The organism is Aestuariivirga litoralis, from assembly GCF_015714715.1.
Classification (GTDB): domain Bacteria; phylum Pseudomonadota; class Alphaproteobacteria; order Rhizobiales; family Aestuariivirgaceae; genus Aestuariivirga; species Aestuariivirga litoralis_A.
Genome location: NZ_WAHS01000001.1, coordinates 1,715,220 through 1,731,779 on the forward strand (window position 1 = coordinate 1,715,220; position 16,560 = coordinate 1,731,779).

The 16,560-nt window shown below is 57.2% G+C and carries 19 protein-coding genes; 10 read left to right on the forward strand and 9 right to left on the reverse strand.

Annotation, left to right across the window (positions count from 1 at the left end):
• Nucleotides 1-6 precede the first annotated feature (6 nt).
• The 3 genes from F8B91_RS08735 to F8B91_RS08745 all read right to left on the reverse strand — a co-directional run bounded on the left by F8B91_RS08735 (nt 7) and on the right by F8B91_RS08745 (nt 1,360).
• The gene (locus F8B91_RS08735) at nt 7-171 is read right to left on the reverse strand and encodes a hypothetical protein (protein ID WP_196503323.1); all 165 of its coding nucleotides are present in this window, start codon (nt 169-171) and stop codon (nt 7-9) included.
• 192 nt (nt 172-363) lie between these two features.
• Nucleotides 364-936 carry a ferritin-like domain-containing protein gene (locus tag F8B91_RS08740; RefSeq protein WP_196503324.1) on the reverse strand — a complete coding sequence of 191 codons (573 nt, stop codon included), beginning with the start codon at nt 934-936 and terminating at the stop codon, nt 364-366.
• A gap of 100 nt (nt 937-1,036) precedes the next feature.
• Nucleotides 1,037-1,360, reverse strand: coding sequence for a glycine zipper domain-containing protein (locus F8B91_RS08745; RefSeq protein ID WP_196503325.1), 324 nt, complete (start codon nt 1,358-1,360; stop codon nt 1,037-1,039).
• A 124-nt stretch (nt 1,361-1,484) separates the two neighbouring features.
• Between F8B91_RS08745 and F8B91_RS08750 the strand changes: the two genes are divergently transcribed.
• Both F8B91_RS08750 and F8B91_RS08755 read left to right on the forward strand, forming a co-directional pair.
• Nucleotides 1,485-1,808 (forward strand): hypothetical protein, encoded by a 324-nt coding sequence (locus F8B91_RS08750; RefSeq protein ID WP_196503326.1) that lies wholly within the window; start codon nt 1,485-1,487, stop codon nt 1,806-1,808.
• A gap of 9 nt (nt 1,809-1,817) precedes the next feature.
• Complete coding sequence (locus tag F8B91_RS08755; RefSeq protein WP_196503327.1) at nt 1,818-2,243, forward strand: hypothetical protein; 426 nt, start codon at nt 1,818-1,820, stop codon at nt 2,241-2,243.
• A gap of 200 nt (nt 2,244-2,443) precedes the next feature.
• Here F8B91_RS08755 and F8B91_RS08760 read toward each other — a convergent pair whose 3' ends face one another.
• Entirely contained in the window at nt 2,444-3,235 is a 792-nt protein-coding gene (locus F8B91_RS08760; protein ID WP_196503328.1) for a response regulator, read from the reverse strand.
• A gap of 156 nt (nt 3,236-3,391) precedes the next feature.
• Here F8B91_RS08760 and F8B91_RS17010 point away from each other — a divergent pair, with 156 nt between their 5' ends.
• The 5 genes from F8B91_RS17010 to F8B91_RS08785 all read left to right on the forward strand — a co-directional run bounded on the left by F8B91_RS17010 (nt 3,392) and on the right by F8B91_RS08785 (nt 6,716).
• On the forward strand, nt 3,392-3,586 hold the full coding sequence (locus tag F8B91_RS17010; RefSeq protein WP_281432906.1) for a NepR family anti-sigma factor: 195 nt from the start codon (nt 3,392-3,394) through the stop codon (nt 3,584-3,586).
• Complete coding sequence (locus F8B91_RS08770) at nt 3,579-4,148, forward strand: sigma-70 family RNA polymerase sigma factor (protein WP_196503329.1); 570 nt, start codon at nt 3,579-3,581, stop codon at nt 4,146-4,148. The genes F8B91_RS17010 and F8B91_RS08770 overlap by 8 nt, the downstream gene beginning before the upstream one ends.
• A gap of 93 nt (nt 4,149-4,241) precedes the next feature.
• The gene (locus F8B91_RS08775; protein ID WP_196503330.1) at nt 4,242-4,421 is read left to right on the forward strand and encodes a DUF1328 domain-containing protein; all 180 of its coding nucleotides are present in this window, start codon (nt 4,242-4,244) and stop codon (nt 4,419-4,421) included.
• An 84-nt stretch (nt 4,422-4,505) separates the two neighbouring features.
• Complete coding sequence (locus F8B91_RS08780; protein ID WP_196503331.1) at nt 4,506-6,410, forward strand: sensor histidine kinase; 1,905 nt, start codon at nt 4,506-4,508, stop codon at nt 6,408-6,410.
• 120 nt (nt 6,411-6,530) lie between these two features.
• Nucleotides 6,531-6,716 carry a hypothetical protein gene (locus tag F8B91_RS08785; RefSeq protein WP_196503332.1) on the forward strand — a complete coding sequence of 62 codons (186 nt, stop codon included), beginning with the start codon at nt 6,531-6,533 and terminating at the stop codon, nt 6,714-6,716.
• On the opposite strand, the gene F8B91_RS08790 is transcribed toward F8B91_RS08785, so the two are convergent.
• Nucleotides 6,713-7,936 (reverse strand): four-carbon acid sugar kinase family protein, encoded by a 1,224-nt coding sequence (locus tag F8B91_RS08790; protein WP_196503333.1) that lies wholly within the window; start codon nt 7,934-7,936, stop codon nt 6,713-6,715. The two genes, F8B91_RS08785 and F8B91_RS08790, sit on opposite strands and share 4 nt — an antisense overlap.
• Nucleotides 7,933-9,201, reverse strand: coding sequence for a 3-oxo-isoapionate-4-phosphate decarboxylase OiaX (gene oiaX, locus F8B91_RS08795; RefSeq protein WP_196503334.1), 1,269 nt, complete (start codon nt 9,199-9,201; stop codon nt 7,933-7,935). Before oiaX ends, F8B91_RS08790 begins: the two co-directional genes overlap by 4 nt.
• 26 nt (nt 9,202-9,227) lie before the next feature.
• On the opposite strand from oiaX, the gene F8B91_RS08800 reads away from it, so the two are divergent.
• The gene (locus F8B91_RS08800) at nt 9,228-9,938 is read left to right on the forward strand and encodes a transcriptional regulator NanR (protein WP_196503335.1); all 711 of its coding nucleotides are present in this window, start codon (nt 9,228-9,230) and stop codon (nt 9,936-9,938) included.
• On the opposite strand, the gene F8B91_RS08805 is transcribed toward F8B91_RS08800, so the two are convergent.
• On the reverse strand, nt 9,939-10,967 hold the full coding sequence (locus F8B91_RS08805; RefSeq protein ID WP_348641730.1) for a Gfo/Idh/MocA family protein: 1,029 nt from the start codon (nt 10,965-10,967) through the stop codon (nt 9,939-9,941).
• Nucleotides 10,967-11,794 (reverse strand): phosphogluconate dehydrogenase C-terminal domain-containing protein, encoded by an 828-nt coding sequence (locus F8B91_RS08810; RefSeq protein WP_348641791.1) that lies wholly within the window; start codon nt 11,792-11,794, stop codon nt 10,967-10,969. The genes F8B91_RS08805 and F8B91_RS08810 overlap by 1 nt, the downstream gene beginning before the upstream one ends.
• A gap of 64 nt (nt 11,795-11,858) precedes the next feature.
• Here F8B91_RS08810 and F8B91_RS08815 point away from each other — a divergent pair, with 64 nt between their 5' ends.
• Together F8B91_RS08815 and F8B91_RS08820 are read left to right on the forward strand one after the other, a co-directional pair.
• Nucleotides 11,859-13,460: a hypothetical protein gene (locus tag F8B91_RS08815; RefSeq protein WP_196503338.1), complete on the forward strand. Its 1,602-nt coding sequence runs from the start codon at nt 11,859-11,861 to the stop codon at nt 13,458-13,460.
• A gap of 84 nt (nt 13,461-13,544) precedes the next feature.
• Entirely contained in the window at nt 13,545-14,567 is a 1,023-nt protein-coding gene (locus tag F8B91_RS08820; protein WP_196503339.1) for an LLM class flavin-dependent oxidoreductase, read from the forward strand.
• Nucleotides 14,568-14,580: 13 nt separating this feature from the next.
• Here the strand turns inward: F8B91_RS08820 and F8B91_RS08825 are convergent, their stop codons facing one another.
• Nucleotides 14,581-16,326 carry an ABC transporter ATP-binding protein gene (locus tag F8B91_RS08825; RefSeq protein ID WP_196503340.1) on the reverse strand — a complete coding sequence of 582 codons (1,746 nt, stop codon included), beginning with the start codon at nt 16,324-16,326 and terminating at the stop codon, nt 14,581-14,583.
• Nucleotides 16,327-16,560: the final 234 nt, after the last annotated feature.

A 16,560-nucleotide genomic window follows, 5' to 3' on the forward strand; every position in this document is an offset into this window, starting at 1 on the left:
AGCGTGTTAGGCGCGCAGTACGGATTGCACGGCGTTCACCGATGCAACGGCGAAAACGAAAAGCCCAAGCAGGATGAAGAGCGCCTCAATACCGAAGTTTTGCCCGCCTGGAAGAATTGCCAGGGCAGACGCCGAAATGGTCATAAGAGTAGCGATGGCCAGTTTGATCATGATCTGTCCTTGAAGGGTTTGAATTGAATAAGCTTGAGAAGCGTGCCGGCTTTGCCTCGGCGCTTGCTCGTTATATTAACGTTGTAAAGAGAATTTGGTTCCCCGAGGCAATTTATTCAAGCGCACGGGCAAACGCATCTGCCCCTCATATAGGTATGAGGGGCAGAGATTACAAGCTTAAACGATAAAGCCTTAGTGGGTGACCTCGCGGTGCGCTTCGCTCACCACCGCTTCTACTGTCGCAGCGGCGAAATCGATTCGCGCTTCAGCAAGTTGGGTGAGTTTCTCGTCAGCCGATTTTTCCTGTTTCAGGATGCTGCAGATGATTTCAGCAACCTGCTCAAACCCCAGCACATGAGCAAAGGCATGCAAGCTGCCATACCGCGTGATTTCATAATGCTCGACGGCCTGGGCCGCGAAGATGATTGCAGCGTCGCCGGCTCTGGTCTTTCCGAACTGGTCCATGATGGACTGGGCCTCTTCCAGGATCCCCTCGATTGCGGCGCACTTGGTCGCCATCGGCTTCATGTCCAGCACGGCAAAAATCTTTTCCAACTTTGCAACATGCTCTGTCGTTTCTGCCAGATGATCTGTCAACGCTTCCGTCAGATTATGCGACTGCGCCGCCTTGATCAGCTTCGGCAAAGACTTTTCGATTTTCTTTTCCGCATAATAGATGTCTTTCAGCCCATGCACGAAGAGATCGGAAAGGCCGAGATCAGACAAGGCAGTAGGCTTCTGCACACTTTTGGTTTGAAGGCTCATCTTGATTTGTCCTGTGAAACGTATCCAGTCAAGCTTGCAACTTTTTCATAGTTCCAAACGGCAGCCGAGTTCCTATCCCATCTTGGGTCCGCAATTTTCCTCAGCGACGTGCGCCGAGGAAAAAGCCGATCGCCAATGCAATGCCAATAGAAGCAAGCGGGTTTTCGCGCACCAAGCCATCAAGACTGGTGATCGAATTGTCGATTGCGCTATGGGCTTTGTTTGAAAGTTCAGTGCCCTTGGCCCTGCCATAGCGGCGTGCGCTGTTGACAGCTTCAGTAGCATTATCTTCAGCGATTTCACGCAGATCACCTGCCACATCACGCGCGCCATTCACTGCTGTACGCCTCGCGGCATCAAGATGGTTTACGCTCTGTGCAACAGTGCGTTTTGCCTTGCGGGTGGTCGAATTCAATGTAGCCATGGTTATTCTCCTCTGGAATTGAGCGTTATGCAATTCAACGCGTCTTGGGCGGAGATGTTCCACGACGGAACTTTTGGATCGGATTTGCGTTTTACATTCATCAATTCAAAGAGGAGATACGACCATGGCCCGCACTGATACTGAAGCGCTGAAGCGCGCCGCAACCCGCGCAATTAATAATGGCGCAAATGGCGCTATCCAAAGCGCTCATGATCTGGCCGATAGTGCTTCAAGCGCTTGGGCGTCTGGTTATGACCACGCCGCGGAAAGCCTCAATGATGCCGCAGCTTACGCCGTGAAGCGCAGCAACAAGGCTGCTGCCCTGGCTCAGGGCTATGCCCAGGATGTTGTGCCGGAAGCCAGCCGCTTCGTGCGCGAAAAGCCGCTGCTGGCGCTGGGCCTCGCTGTGGGCCTTGGCCTGATTTTCGGTCTTTCGGCGCGCCGCTAGGCCACGCCGATGATTGCACGCTTACTTGAACTTGCCGTTACGGTCGCGTCCGCGCAATCGGTGGCGCATAATGTGAAGCGATCAGCGAAGGCATGGGTGGTAAAGATTGCTGCTGGTGCCATTGCTGTTCTCGGCGGAGGGTTTCTGCTCTCGGCCTTGTGGATGGTGCTGGCGGCGCATTACGGCGCCATTCTCGCCAGTACCTGGATCGGCCTTGGGCTTGTTGTGTTGGGCGCTGTTGTGGCGTTGATCGGGTTGCTGGTCTTGCGTGAACGCGTGGCACCGCCGGCACAGGTGCCAGACATTGCCGCCATCGTGCAGAATTTGGCTCAAGAGGTTGATGTGAATTTCAGCCGCAAGGGCACACCGACGAAATCAGTCGCTGCGGCTGTTGCGGGTGGGTTTGCGCTGGGGCGAATTTTGACGCGGGCTTAGAGTTTCGCAGCTGAGCTAGGAATTTGATGGGCGGGCTTGAGGCTCGCCCATTTGCTTGGCAAGAGCCCTCATCCGCCTTCGGCACCTTCTCCCATCCCAAGCGGGACGGGAGAAGGCGATAGTCTCAAGAGCCACAGCGAGCCGCCTTCGCCCGTCGCGTTAGCGATGGGAGAAGGTGCTGACAAGCGGATGAGGGCTCTTTAAGCGCTTGGGCCCGAATTGAAGAACAGCGCCTGCGCGATCATCGCCTTCACCATGTCTGGCGAGAAGGGCTTAGTGATCAGGAAAGTGGGCTCGGGCTTTTCGCCGGTGAGCAGACGCTCGGGGAATGCGGTAATAAAGATCACCGGCACTTCGTAGGATTTCAGAATGTCGCTCACGGCGTCGATTCCGGAGCTGCCATCGGCCAGCTGGATGTCAGACAGAACCAGATCCGGTTTTTTCTTCGCTGCCAATTTGACGGCTTCACTATGTGTGCGGGCCACGCCAGTGCAACTGTGACCGAGCGAGGATACGATGTCTTCAAGATCGAGCGCGATCAGCGGCTCATCTTCAATGATCATGACAGAGCCCGACATCATCTGCGAGATCTGCGCGGTGGCTTCATCGAAGGCATCGGCAATGTCCGCTTCATTCTTGGACAGAATGCGCGCGATATCGCCATCGTTGAAGCCTTCCAGCGTCTTCAACAAAAACACCTGGCGCGGGAGGCCGGGAATCACGGCGAGTTTGGCATGCGCGCGGCTCTCCCAAGTGTTGGCGCCTGTGTCAGCGCCCAGATTAACCTTGAGCGAGCCCCAGAGCTTCGAGAGAATGTGATAGAGTGTGACCTTGGGGTGATTTTTCGAGGTGCTGATCAGCGCCGGATTGGCGATCAGGCTTTCCAGAACGGCGGCCACATAAGTGTCTCCACTTTCCTGCGTGCCGGTCAGCGCGCGTGCATAGCGGCGCAAAAACGGAAGGTGGGGAACGATCACTTCAGAAAGAGACATGCTGAATTTCCTGCTTGCAAATATCTGCTAAATTGCGGAATTAAAACCAGAGTCTTAAGCTTGCGAAACTCGGGCAGCAAGCAATAAAGATTTTATTTGGCGTGGAACTTATGTGCCGCGCCCGCGTTTTGGTCTGGATAAGAGTGGGGTTTCTCCTTGAGCGACAAGAAACGGCAGAGTGAAATGGACGATGAGTCAGATGTATCTTCGTCCGTTGCGGATGCAGTGAGCGGCAAGTTGAAGGCCTATTACAACAGCGTCACTGGCCAGCCCATTCCCGATCGGTTTATGGACCTTCTTGCCAAGTTGGATGCTGCCTCTGCCTCCAAACCCGGCAAGACGAATGACTGAAAACACTGATCTCCAAAACGAGGCTGAATTCAACCGGTCGCTGCTCGATTCGGTGCGCCCACTGCGTGCCTTTGCCATTTCGCTATCCGGCAAAGTGGACCGCGCCGATGACCTGGTGCAGGAAACCCTGACCAAGGCTTGGGCCCACCGCGACAGCTTCCAGCCCGGGAGCAATATGCGGGCCTGGCTATTCACCATCTTGCGCAATGAATTTTATTCCTTTCTGCGCAAGCGCCGGCGCGAGGTGGAAGATGCAGATGGCAAGATGGCGCTGAATACCGCAGTGGCACCGGAACAGCCCGGACATCTGGACCTGCGCGACATGCAGGCGGCTTTGGAAAACCTGCCTCCCGACCAGCGCGAAGCCCTGTTGCTGGTGAGTGCCTCAGACATGTCCTACGAAGATGCGGCATTGATCTGCGGCGTGGCGGTGGGCACGATTAAAAGCCGCGTGAACCGGGCGCGCTCCAGCCTGGCGCGTGCCCTTTCCATCGAGTCCGGATCGGAATTCGGACCGGACCGGACCATCCAAGCCGCGATTGCGGCGCCCTATTCAGAATAAATTACAAAGCATGGAACTCCTTGGGTTTCCGCGCATTCTCACTAAGCCGGGACGTGCCTCTTGGCCAAGTTTTGTACGAGCCGGGAGAGCAGCATGAATTTCTCAAACCTTCTGCATTGGGCTGCAGTGTTTTTTATTATCGCCCTTGTAGCAGCGTTCCTCGGTTTCGGCACGATTGTGGGCCCCTCTCTTGAAGGGGCCAAATTTCTTTTCTGGGCTGCAATCATCCTGGCAGTGATATCAGCGGTGATCGGGTTGGTGAGAAAATCCTGATTTCATCACTCAGTAAGTCCTGCCATGGTGAGGGCTCCCGCAAGGGTGGCCTTATGCGTTTGAACCGGAAGCTCTGTTGTCTGCATGTTGCAAGCCCTTAAAGCCGCTTGGCCTACCTTGGTCACAGGTCTCGGCCTCACCGCCCTGATCACGGGTGCGGCTCATCTTGCAGAAAATCAGAGTTTACAGCAGCGCGCCAAGGCCCGCGCAGATTTGACGTTGAAACGTGCCATCGTGCGGCTGCAGCAGGAAGGCAACCACGTTCAAAACGTCCTGGCCTTTATCGATGCCAGCAAGAGTCCAAATTCCGGCGTGTCGGCCATTCTCGACAATCTCAATTCCGCCTATTTGAAACCTACTTCGGCTGCGACCTGGATCTGGGTGAGAAGTTATCCGGCGGGTGACACTGCTGCAGCTTTGCAGGACCTCGCGGAACTCGTCGGCAAACCCACGTCACTCTCCGGCGCCAGCGATCAAGGCCTGCTGCCGGTGGTCTATGCCTACCGCGCATCGGGCACATTGCAGCCCGGCTACAATTTGGCTTCCGAAGTCTGGGTGGGCAAGACCTTGAAGATGATTGACCGGGGTGCCGTCTATGCTTTGGTTGCCCCCGGTGAAAGCACCATCTGGCCGCAAGGTGCATTGGTGGTTGAGGCGGCCACGGCGGGATCGCTGAACCGCGTGCTGCGCGTGATCCCCAAGGATGATCTTGCCACCGTTGCCTATCTGAGCGACGACCAGACGCTATCTCTCTCCGACGAGCGGCACCCTGATTTGGCATTGGGAGACGTGGCACCAGCCAACGCCAATGGCATTTCAAGCGATGTGATCGCAGCTTCGCCGAAGACCACGCTTTCCATTCCGGTTTTGCCGGGCCAGCCCGTCGTTTGGATTCCGGTCATGCTGGTCAGCTTGATGATGACCGGGCTTGCCACGGTGTTTCATGCCAGCCAGATCCTGCGGGACCGTGCCAGCATTACCCTTGCGCAGCTTTCCGGCACGCAATCCACCCTGGCTGATACGCAAATGTCTGAGCAGGCGTTTTTTGAAACCTCAGGCACCGCAAATTTCATCGCCGATGTGGATAGCCGGCTGATCGTGCGCGCCAATGACACGCTGTGCGAATTGCTGGGCTATAGCCGCGAGGAATTGCTGAAGCTGACGGCCACCGACATCACCCATCCCGACGACGTGGCAAAATCAGAGCAGGCCGCCAATGAACTGTCCGCAGCGGGCTCTTTCCTGGCGCAATTTGAAAAGCGCTATTTGAGCAAGTCCGGTGATGTGATCTGGTGCGTGGCCAATTCCCGCGCCTACCGTACAAGTTCAGGCAAAGGACAATTTGCCTGCACCATCGTTGACATTTCGGCCCGCAAGGAAGCCGAGATGCGCCGCGATGATCTGGTGCGTGAGCTGGCGCACCGGGTGCGCAACACGGTGCAACTGGTGGCCAGCCTGGCCCGGCAGACGGCGAAATCCGCCCGGAGTGTTGCTGATTATGATCACCGGTTCCAGGAACGCCTGGTGGCGCTCAAGGCCGCGCAGGATTCCCTGTTTGAAACGGCCTGGGGCTCGGTGCAGTTGACCGATGTGGCGGCGCGCACGCTGGAGCCCTTCACCGCCACCCATGGCGAGCGGCTGAAAGTGCAGCTTCCCAATTTGCGCCTTGATCCACAACAGGCCCAGACGATGGCCATTGCGCTCCACGAGCTGGCGGCCAATTCCTCCGTACACGGTGCTTTGGGGCACGGCGGTTCATCCGAATTGCGTGGCCAGCTGCAACGCACGGATGAAGGCGTTTCCTTCATTCTGGAATGGGAAGACCATAACCCAAATCTCACGAGCAAGCCCAAGCGCAAGGGCTTCGGCACGCGGGTTCTGCAAGACCTTTTTCCCAGCCAGTTTGGCGGTACGGCGGAATTGCACTGGAATTCCAGTGGCGTGCTCTATCACGCCGAATTGCCGGTTTCGCACCAGGCAGAGGCCTAAAGGCTCGCAATTCAAGGTAGACAGCCGTCAAAATGAGGGAACCTCCCCCTGATTCAGACGTTCTCTATTCACAATCGCACAGTGCCAATTCCGGCCTTGCAGCCCGAAAGGAGATATATCATGCGCACTACCATGTTGATTTCCCTGGTGGTCATGCAATTCACCGTTTTGCCATTTTTCGCGATGCTGGCTTCGGCCCGTGAACCCGGCTTCAATGCCGTCACCTCAGGTGAAAGCGTGGTGCTTCAGAACGGCAAAGGCTGGCCCGATTGGATGAATATGGCGCCCACCACGGCCACCAACTAATTCAGGCCGTTTTTTAACCTGACGAAATAATCATCGCCACCTACCTGCCCGCCCTTCATGGCCACTTCCAGCCCATCAAAATCGGGGCTGGCGGAACGCGCCAAGCAGAGCGGGGAGCCCGGCGTTTCAACCAGAGGGAAGCGCGTGGTAAGAGCGTAGATATCAAGCTCCCCCAAAGCGTGGCTGGACGTGTCTCCGCCAGCGATCACGAGCCGCTTGAGTTTGAATTCCGAAATCAGCTTACGCGCGATGCTTCCCAATGTTTTAGACAGTGTTTCACGCCCCTTGGGTATGGCCTTCAGCGCCTCACCTTGATCCGAACTTGGGCCTGAGGCGGAATAGATCAGCGGGCTTTTGCCTTCAGACATAAGAGTGCGCGCTTGGGTTAAGATGGATGAGGCGTCGCCTTTTGCCAAAGAGAGTGCATCGGCAGGCAGGACTGAAAAACCATTTTCGGCTGCAAATTTGATCTGGCGTTCAGTGGTAGGCGAGACGCTCCCCGAAATGACAAGCATCTGCGCCACGGCTGCGACCGCTGCAAAATGCGCATCGCGCTTTTTGCTCATCGCGGACATCAAGGCATATTCGACGCCGGAAGAACCGACCATAAATGGCAAGCTGTCAGGCTTCAGATTAAGAAGTGCCTCGCCCGCGGCTTTCTGCGTGGCGGCATCATGCACATCCAGCAAATCGACCTGCGCTGCCGTTTGCCTGGCCAGATGGCGGAGCACATCGGTCTCGTCCATGGGGGTTACTGGATGCACGCTCATCACCGGGTGGCGGTCGATGCGGTAGGTCTTGCCTTGGTAACCGGCAAAGAGATGGCCCGCGAACGTGTATCGCTTCAATTGCGGTGCACCGACAACAAGTGCGGCACGCTGCTGGTTGAAGACCTTCAGCCCGATTTCCGTGGCGCGGCCGATGCTGCCCACCTTCGGGCTCGAGTCAAAAGTCGAGCAGACCTTGTAATGGCAGAAACGGCCATCCAAAGTGTTCAGCCATGCGAAGACACCGGGAAGATGCGTGTCCATCCAGTCTGGCGTCTGGCTGCGGCTGGTGCCGGCCAACCCGATGGCTTCGTAATCCTTGAAAGGTGCGAGTTGTGCGGCGCTGGGTACCTTGGTGAAAAGTACTGTCTTCACGCCATGACTGGCCAAGGCCTCCATCACATCGGTGGAGCCGGTAAAGTCGTCGCCATAGTAGGTGATGAGGCGGCTCATGCCTCTTTCCCATCGGCGAATTTGGCAATCGACTGCGCCAGTTCGGGATGATCCTTGGCGTAAATCTCCAGCGGCACGCCGGCCACCGCCGCTTCCCAGGCCTGGCGCACGGCTTTCACCCCTGCCCCCGGCCCTCCCGGATGCGAGACAATGCCGCCGCCGCAAAGATACATTAGGTCCAATGTGCGCCCGGTGCGCGCATAAGTGTCCGCCGCCTGGCCGCCCCATTGGCCGGAGCCCGCCACCGGCAACACCGCTTCGCCGGCATCCAGCAGTGGCTGTTGCAGCGCTTTGAAGGAAGAAACAAAACTCTCATCCGGCTCCCAGTATTTGACGCGGATGCCGTTGATCTGAAACTGGTCCACGCCAAGCAAGCGCCAGAATTGCTGATAGACCTTGAAATCCAGGCCCAGGCCGGGATGGCGGGTCAGCATGTCCCAGCCATTGCGATGGGCATGCAGCACCAGGCCTGAACGCTTGCGCAAAAACGCAATGGCACCAAAACCGATGGAATTTATGTTGATCACGGCGCAATTGCCGCCCGCCTTCAGCACCAGATCATGATTGCGCATCATCTCATCAGGATCGACGGCGGAGATGCCCCAGGCATACATGACTTTGCGGCCGGTTTTCTGCTCACGCTCGAGGATCATCGGCATGACGGCCTTTACCCGTTCGGCCAGCGGCGAGTAAGCCGGCGACATCAGCTTTTCGTCGTCCTTGACGAAATCGACATCCGCTTCGATCACATCGCGCACCAGTGCCGCAGTCTCCGGCGGGCGCAGGCCCAGAGCCGGCTTGACAATGGTGCCGATGATCGGGCGACCCTGAACGCCGGTCAAACGGCGCGAACCGGCAATGCCGAATTGCGGCCCGAGATAGGCACCCCTGAACGCATCCGGCAGTTTCATATCCACCACGCGGATGCCGCTGAAGCCCTTGATGGCGAAAAGGCCACCCACGGCAATGGTCATCAGGGCCGATAAATCAGTGCCGATGGCGTCGAAGGGGAAATCAATATCCGCCTCAGCGCGGTTGAAAGGGCCAGTGGAATCGCTTGGGAAAGACGGCACCAATGCAGGCGGCAGCGGGCGGATCGCCACCACGCGGGCGGCCACGCGGTTTTTCAGTTCCTCGGTTTCGCCGGGCAAGGGTACGAAAGTCCCTGTCGATTGGTCAGACGCAATCTTGGCAGCCAGCTTTTCAGGGCTGCCTGGCGTTTCGATCAAATAAGTGAGGCGGATGAATTCTGATGGCTTGGTCATTGAAAAACTTCTGCTAAGCATAAGTCATGCAGAATGGGCCCGTTGCCAAGCGAAAACTGTCGGACGAGGTTTTTGACCGGTTGAAGCGCATGATCGTGGATGACGCGATGAAGCCCGGCAGCAACATGCCGTCCGAGCGTGAATTGATGCTGCGCCTCGGCGTGGGCCGCCCGGTGATCCGCGAGGCGATGCAGGCGCTGAGCAGCATGGGCATGGTTGAAATCAATCATGGCGAGCGGGCGCGGGTTCTGGAATTCAACGCCCAATCGATGTTCCGCCAGTTGGACCAGAGCGCACATATCATGCTGCAGCGCTCGGCCGAGTCGCTGGAGCATTTGAAATCGGCGCGGCTGTTCTTTGAGCGCGGCATGGTGCGCGAGGCGGCACTGAAAGCCACGCCGGAAGATTTGGACGAGCTGCGCAAAATTCTTGAAGAGCAGCGTCACGCCCTTGGCGACGTGGAGCGGTTCATGGCGGCCGACATGCAATTTCACAAGCGCATCGCCGCCTGCTCCGGCAATCCGATTTTCGTGGCGGTGAGTGAGGGCATGCTGGGCTGGCTGCATTCGTATCACACCGAAATGCTGCTTTGGACCGGCAAGGAAAAATACACGCTGGCAGAGCATGAAGAGATCATTTCGCATCTGGCCGCCAATGATCCTGAGGCGGCAGAAGCGGCCATGGTGAAACATCTGGACCGTTCGCGCGCGCTTTATGTGCTGCCCGGCCAAGGCTGATCAGGCGAGCAACGGGGCCAGCGCAACCGTTTGGCCTGACGCTGCCGATTGATAGACAGCTTCCACCAACGCGAAGGTCTTGATGTTATCGCGGCCCGAAGTTGCCGGTTCCTTGTTGTTTTGCAGGCAATCCACCCAATGCTGCTCGATCAGCGCCACGCTTTCCTGAATATTGTGCCAAGGCTTTGAGGCCCAGGGCAGAAGCGGCGGAGAAACATCGTGGAAACGCGTGCCGCTGGGTGCGGTGACTTTCAGCTGGTATCCCAGATTGAGGCGCAGCGAGCCCTTGGTGCCATCCAGTTCAATGACGGTTTCCGGAAAACCCTCAGGCTCTTGTTTGGTGGAATAGGAGCAATCCACCACGGAGGTCAGGCCGGCGCCGTGATCCAGCAGCATGGTGGCCACGTCCTCGCCCTTGATATTGGGATTGACGCGGGTGGTGCGAGCACTGACCGCCTTCACATCACCCAACAGGAAGCGGGCCACGTCGAGTACATGCACGCCCAGATCATCGACAATGAAGCGCGTGCCCTCGGCCAAATAAGGCTGGCCGGAGAAAATATCGTAGCCGGAGCGGAAGGAAATGCGGCCCCAGAACACATCGCCGATTTCGCCTGAATCCATCACCTGCTTGACCTTCCGGATCGCAGACTGCCAGCGGAAGTTTTCATGGATCATCAAAGGCACGCCGGCTTTTTCACACGCGGCGATGATGGCCTTGGCATCGTCCAGCGTAGGGGCGAAAGGCTTCTGGCAAATCATCGGCAGTTTGTGCGACGCGACGAGTTCACACAGCGCCCGGTGGGTCGGCACTGTGGTGGCGATATCGACGAAATCCAGCTTTTCCTTTTTCAGCATTTCAGCGGCGTCGCTGTAGCGCGCGCTGATGCCGAAAGTGTCACCAGCGATTTTCAGGCGCTCAGGAGAGCGATCACAAATGGCGACGATTTCCACCCCCTCGGCCTGTTTCCAGCCATGGAGGTGGTTCATTGCGAAGAAGCCACAACCGATGAGGGCGCCGCGCAGCACTAGGTAATCCGTTTGATTGAGGCCGCGATTTCGTCTGGTTCAAACACACGCTTCCAATCATCGCGCATCAGCACCGGCTTGCCGAATTCAATCGCCTTGTTGCAGGCATCGGAGAACACGCCCGGCTGCTCCTTGAAGATAACGGCGGCAAGGATGTTCATATGGCCGAGGATGAAATCACGCGCGGCCTGGTGGGGCACACCACGGCGCACTACTTCATCCATCGCTTCGCGCATCACATCGAGCAACGAGGCGGTGACGGTTTCAGCGAGACCCGGCTCCAGCAATGCGAGCTGTTCCACCGTCAATCTGTGCGAACGCATCACCGGGGCCCAGATGGTTTGAGACACAGCTTCGCCCTTGGCATAGTCACTTTCCGGCCCCTGCATGAGACAGCACACAATGGCCTGCTTCGCCGCGACACCGCCAAAGCGGTCCAGCTTGGCCTTCATATCCGTCTCGTCATTGAAGATCGGCGGATGGCACGGATGGGTGACGAAATAGGTAATGTCCTTGCGATCGGGCAAGTGGCCGGCATAGGGGGCAGCGGCGTCAAGGATCACCACCATGGTGCCGGATGCCAGCTTGTCGATAATACCTGTAGCCACCTTGCCAATGGCGGTATCCGGCACGGCGAGCACGACGATATCGGCACCTTTCAGGGCGCTATCCACATCAACCGGCGACCAGCCGAGTTCATTTTTCAAACGGGTAATGCCAGCCTCGCCCACTTCCACCGGGGCGACCTGATAGGCGGAATTCTTGAGATTGGCGCCCAGGCGCATGCCCATTTTGCCACCGGCGCCGAATAGTGCAATTTTCATGATCTAATACTCCCGTGGCGCTTCATTCCACAACTGGTATGATGAGTCAACCAAATGGCGGAAAATCATGGCAAAAAACCTGCTCAAACTCTACGGAACTACCGAAAAACCCAGCGAAAGCAAGATGATCCAGGCAGGCGCCCTGAGTGTGGAATGGCTGGGCGGAAATCTGGGAAAGATCGCTTTTGGCGGCGTGGAGGTGCTGCGGGGCATCTCTTACCTCGTGCGAGACGCGAATTGGGGCACCTGTGCTGCGAAGATTTCCGGGCTCAAAATCGCCAAATCCCGAGGTGGCGCTAGCATTATCTACAAGGCCACAGCTGCCAATGGCGATCGCGTGCTGGCGATGAAGGCGCAGATCGGCATCACGCCGCGCCAGCTGGTATTCAGCATTCAGGCCACACCCAACAAGGATTTCAAAACCAACCGCACCGGCTTTGTGGTGCTGCATCCGGCGGGGCTTGCGGGCAAGCCCGTCACCGTTACGCATACCGATGGGAAGAAGGAGAAGGCGAAGTTTCCGAAACTGATCAACCCCGGCCAACCATTCTTTGAAATTCGCGCGCTGGAACATGCACCTGCCCCAGGCCTCAAGGCGCAAGTGTTGATGGAGGGTAACAAGTTTGAAATGGAGGACCAGCGCAATTGGAGTGATGCGTCTTACAAGACCTATGTGTGTTCCTTGCTCGATCCATGGCCCTATGAGCTGAAGGCCGGGATCGCGTTCGAGCAGAAGATCACGATCACTCTCACGGGCAAAGCACCTGCCGCTATCGCCAAGCTAAAAGCGAAGGCAACTGCGCTTAAGGGCAAATTACCAGAGATCGGATTGGCGGTGCCGATGCTGGAAGTGCAAGCGACGTTGAAGCGCATTGCCGATATCAAAGCGCTGAACCCGCATCACTTGATGTGTCAGCTTGATGGCGCGGGTGACTTTGCCAGCGCCGCTGCATCGTTTGCGAAACTGGCTGACGCCACTGGCATTCCGATTGCATTGGAAATCATCCTGCCAGCCAAGGCTCCTGCGGGTTTGGAAATGAGTGCCATCGCGCAGGCGGTGCACCACGCGGGATTGAAGCCTGAAAGTGTGATCGTCACCCAGGCGCATGATCTCAAGTCATTCCAGCCTGGCACGCCTCGCCCTTGGGGGCCGACCTATGAAGAGATGGCTGCTGCGGCGCATGCGCATTTTCCGGATACGAAAATTGGCGGCGGCATGTTGTCGTTTTTCACCGAACTGAATCGCAAGCGCCCACCGCAAGGGTTGTTCGATTTTATCACACATTCGGTTTGCCCGATCGTGCACGATGCTTCTGATGCTGCGGTGATGCAGACCTTGGAAACACTGCCCGCGATTTTCGCCTCGGCGCGCGCCTTCATCGGCAAGGCTGAATACCATCTTGGCCCGTCAACGATCGCAGCACGGATGAACCCCTATGGTGCCGATGTCGCGGACAACCCGAAGCGCCTGCGCATGTGCCTTGCGCCCAACGATCCAAGGCAAATTGGGACGTTCGCAGTGGAGTGGAATCATGGCCTGATCGCCGCTGCGGCCAACGCGCGCCTCACCCGCATCACGCTGTGTGATGTGACCGGGCCGCGCGGGCTGTTTGATGCGAAGGGCCAGCCCACGCCGCTTTATCAGTTTTTCCGGAAATTGCAGGAATAGGGCTGACAAGAAAGCAGACAATTTTATTGGGATTGTCCGCCGGAAAATGCTAGCGGCTGCCAAATAGTTTTCTGTGGAGTTCCTTTGAAAAAGATCGGCTTTCTCTCATTCGGGCATTGGTCGCCCGCAGGCTATTCGCAAACCCGCACCGCAGCAGATGCGCTGCTGCAATCGATTGATCTTGCGGTTGCCGCAGAAGAACTGGGCGCTGATGGCGCCTATTTCCGGGTGCACCATTTCGCAAGGCAATTGGCGTCGCCCTTCCCTCTTCTCGCTGCGGCAGGTGCCAAGACCAAGAAGATCGAACTCGGCACCGCCGTGATCGATATGCGTTATGAAAACCCGCTCTACATGGCAGAAGATGCCGGCGCTGCCGATCTGATTTCCGGCGGCCGCCTGCAATTGGGCATCAGCCGCGGCTCACCCGAACAAGTGATCGATGGGTGGAGCTATTTCGGTTACGACCCCAAGGAAGGCCAAAACGCTTCGGATATGGCGCGCAAGAATGCGATGGCTTTTCTCGGTGCGCTACAGGGCAAGGGCTTTGCCCAGCCGAACCCACGGCCCATGTTTCCCAACCCGCCGGGTCTGTTGCGGCTGGAGCCGCATTCACACGGACTGGATGACCGGATCTGGTGGGGTGCAAGCTCCAATGCCACAGCCGTCTGGGCTGCCGAGCATGGCATGAATTTGCAGAGCTCCACCCTGAAAGACGATGAAGGTGGCCAGCCCTTCCATGTGCAGCAGGCCGAGCAAATCAAGGCCTACCGCAAGGCCTGGGCCGAGGCGGGACACAAGCGCAAACCGCGCGTTTCGGTGAGCCGCAGCATCTTCGCCCTCATCGATGATCGTGACCGCGCCTATTTCGGCGGCGAGAGCGGGGACACCGACAAGATCGGCATGATCGATGAGCGCACACGCGCCATTTTCGGCAAGTCCTATTCAGGCGAGCCTGATCAGTTGATCAAGGACCTGGCGGAAGATGAAGGCATCCAGGAAGCCGATACGCTTCTGCTGACCGTGCCAAACCAGTTGGGCGTGGCTTACAACGCGCATGTGATTGAATCCATCCTGAAGCATGTGGCACCAGCTTTAGGCTGGCGCTAACAGCTCTGGGACATCAGGCCCGCAATGTGGCTGACTTGGCTGACTTGGCCGGCTCTGAATCGCCGGGCAATTGCTCGATGCTGACGCTGCCTTCGCTCACTGCATAGATCCTGGTGGCGACGTTTTTCCACGCTGGCCGGTGGGTAATGGCCACAATGGTCAGGCGGCCCAGGAGCGCACTGATATTTTCGCAGATCTGCGCCTCGGTCACTTCATCCAAAGCACTGGTCACTTCATCGAGCAGGAGAAGCCGGGGCTTGCCGACCAAGGCGCGGGCCAGCGAGAGCCTCTGCCTCTGCCCGCCAGACAGTTTCGCCCCCATCGTGCCAATGTTTGAATAAATGCCGTCCGGCAATTCCATGATGAAATTCAGCGCACCTGCGAGGCGCAAGGCCTCCATCACATCATCTTCGGTAATGGAAGAATCGCCCAGGCTGATATTGTCAAAGATATTGCCGCGCAGCAGCGTCAATTCCTGTGGAACATAGCCAATCTGCGAGCGCCATTTCTCCATGCTGATCTCATTCATGTTCACGCCATCAATGAGGATTTCGCCCTTGGCCGGCTTGTAAAGGCCCACGATCAAATCGACCAATGTGGTCTTGCCAGCACCTGAAGGGCCAATCACAACCGTGATGCCACCCACCGGAATGGTGATATCCACCCCAGACAGAACCTGCTTTTCGCCATAGGCAAAATCCACATTCTGCAATTCAATGGAATGATGCAGATCTGCCGGCTTCAAGCCGGTATCAGCTTCATGCGCGTCCTCAGCATCCTTGATGACACCCAGTACGCCGAAATAGCCGGCTGAGGCCATCAAGGAATCCTGCAGGCTCATCTGGGTGCGTTTCACCACATCAACCATCTGGTAGAAAATAACGCCGACCACCAGAAACTGCGACAGAGGCGTGTGCAGGACTTCAATGCCGATATAAATGCCAGCCACAATCATGATGGCGGCCAGAATATCCTGGCCATGATAGACCGAATATTTCGAGACCAGCATGGTGATGACATTGCCGCGCATGTCGCGGATCGAGGCCATGAAGGTTTCCACAAACCGTTCCTGCTTGCCCATGGATTTCAGCGCCTTCATGTTGGCGATGACGTCCTGGATGCCAGTCGACAGATTGGTGGCGGATTTGAATTGCTTGTTGGCCGCAGCTTGCGCGCGGCTCAGAATGTAATGCAGTGGCAGGGCCAAGGTGACTATCGCAATCACGCAGAAAATCACCAGCGTGCCGGACACCAGAAAAGCAGTGACCATGAGACCGATGCCCATGATAACCGTGACGACCAACTGCGCGACGACGAGATAGGCATCGCCTGCCTGCTGTGACTGGGCTGCCACCATGGCGGCCATCTGCCCGGGTTGGTGATCCACGAAATAGGACCATCTTGCGTCGAGCGTGGCCTTCATCAGCCTGGTGCGGATGCCATAAGCCACATTTGCCACCGAGATGGCCACAAAGCGGATGGCCAGCAACGCGATCAGCGACTTCATGACCAAAGCCGCGCCGACAAACAACAGGAGGTTAAGGAATGTTGGAGGGATGCCAATAGCACTCAGGGTCATCATAGTGATGCGGCCCAGATAGGAATTAGTGGCGCCGCTGTCAGAGCTGAGCTGGCTGGCCAGTGGCACCAATGCGCCCATGCTCATCAAGTCTGAAAAGCTTGAGATGAACATGGCACCCGTCACGGCAATCGGCCTGGCGCCTGGGGCCCAAAAGAAAATCTCCAGCAAACGTTTCAAGAACAAATCAAGATTCCTAATTCAAGGCCCTACACTAGCAGATTGAAGGGCCAAATCCGAGCCACCTTACAGTCGAAACAGACCGCCCAGGGCAAGGCCAATTTTGTCTCGGGCGCCACTTTTTTCAACTTGGAGGTTGTTGCCACAGGCCCTAAAGGACGCCATCTACACCAAGTTAAAACATTGCGGAACTGCCGGAAAGCCTGCTGTTTTGTTCCGGTCCCACGACGAGAT

Excerpts from the sequence above, each read along its gene's own strand:
- F8B91_RS08735 (WP_196503323.1), bottom strand. The coding sequence starts at position 171 with ATGATCAAACTGGCCATCGCTACTCTTATGACCATTTCGGCGTCTGCC.
- F8B91_RS08740 (WP_196503324.1), bottom strand. The coding sequence starts at position 936 with ATGAGCCTTCAAACCAAAAGTGTGCAGAAGCCTACTGCCTTGTCTGAT.
- F8B91_RS08745 (WP_196503325.1), bottom strand. The coding sequence starts at position 1,360 with ATGGCTACATTGAATTCGACCACCCGCAAGGCAAAACGCACTGTTGCA.
- F8B91_RS08750 (WP_196503326.1), top strand. The coding sequence starts at position 1,485 with ATGGCCCGCACTGATACTGAAGCGCTGAAGCGCGCCGCAACCCGCGCA.
- F8B91_RS08755 (WP_196503327.1), top strand. The coding sequence starts at position 1,818 with ATGATTGCACGCTTACTTGAACTTGCCGTTACGGTCGCGTCCGCGCAA.
- F8B91_RS08760 (WP_196503328.1), bottom strand. The coding sequence starts at position 3,235 with ATGTCTCTTTCTGAAGTGATCGTTCCCCACCTTCCGTTTTTGCGCCGC.
- F8B91_RS08770 (WP_196503329.1), top strand. The coding sequence starts at position 3,579 with ATGACTGAAAACACTGATCTCCAAAACGAGGCTGAATTCAACCGGTCG.
- F8B91_RS08775 (WP_196503330.1), top strand. The coding sequence starts at position 4,242 with ATGAATTTCTCAAACCTTCTGCATTGGGCTGCAGTGTTTTTTATTATC.
- F8B91_RS08780 (WP_196503331.1), top strand. The coding sequence starts at position 4,506 with ATGTTGCAAGCCCTTAAAGCCGCTTGGCCTACCTTGGTCACAGGTCTC.
- F8B91_RS08785 (WP_196503332.1), top strand. The coding sequence starts at position 6,531 with ATGCGCACTACCATGTTGATTTCCCTGGTGGTCATGCAATTCACCGTT.
- F8B91_RS08790 (WP_196503333.1), bottom strand. The coding sequence starts at position 7,936 with ATGAGCCGCCTCATCACCTACTATGGCGACGACTTTACCGGCTCCACC.
- oiaX (WP_196503334.1), bottom strand. The coding sequence starts at position 9,201 with ATGACCAAGCCATCAGAATTCATCCGCCTCACTTATTTGATCGAAACG.
- F8B91_RS08800 (WP_196503335.1), top strand. The coding sequence starts at position 9,228 with ATGCAGAATGGGCCCGTTGCCAAGCGAAAACTGTCGGACGAGGTTTTT.
- F8B91_RS08815 (WP_196503338.1), top strand. The coding sequence starts at position 11,859 with ATGGCAAAAAACCTGCTCAAACTCTACGGAACTACCGAAAAACCCAGC.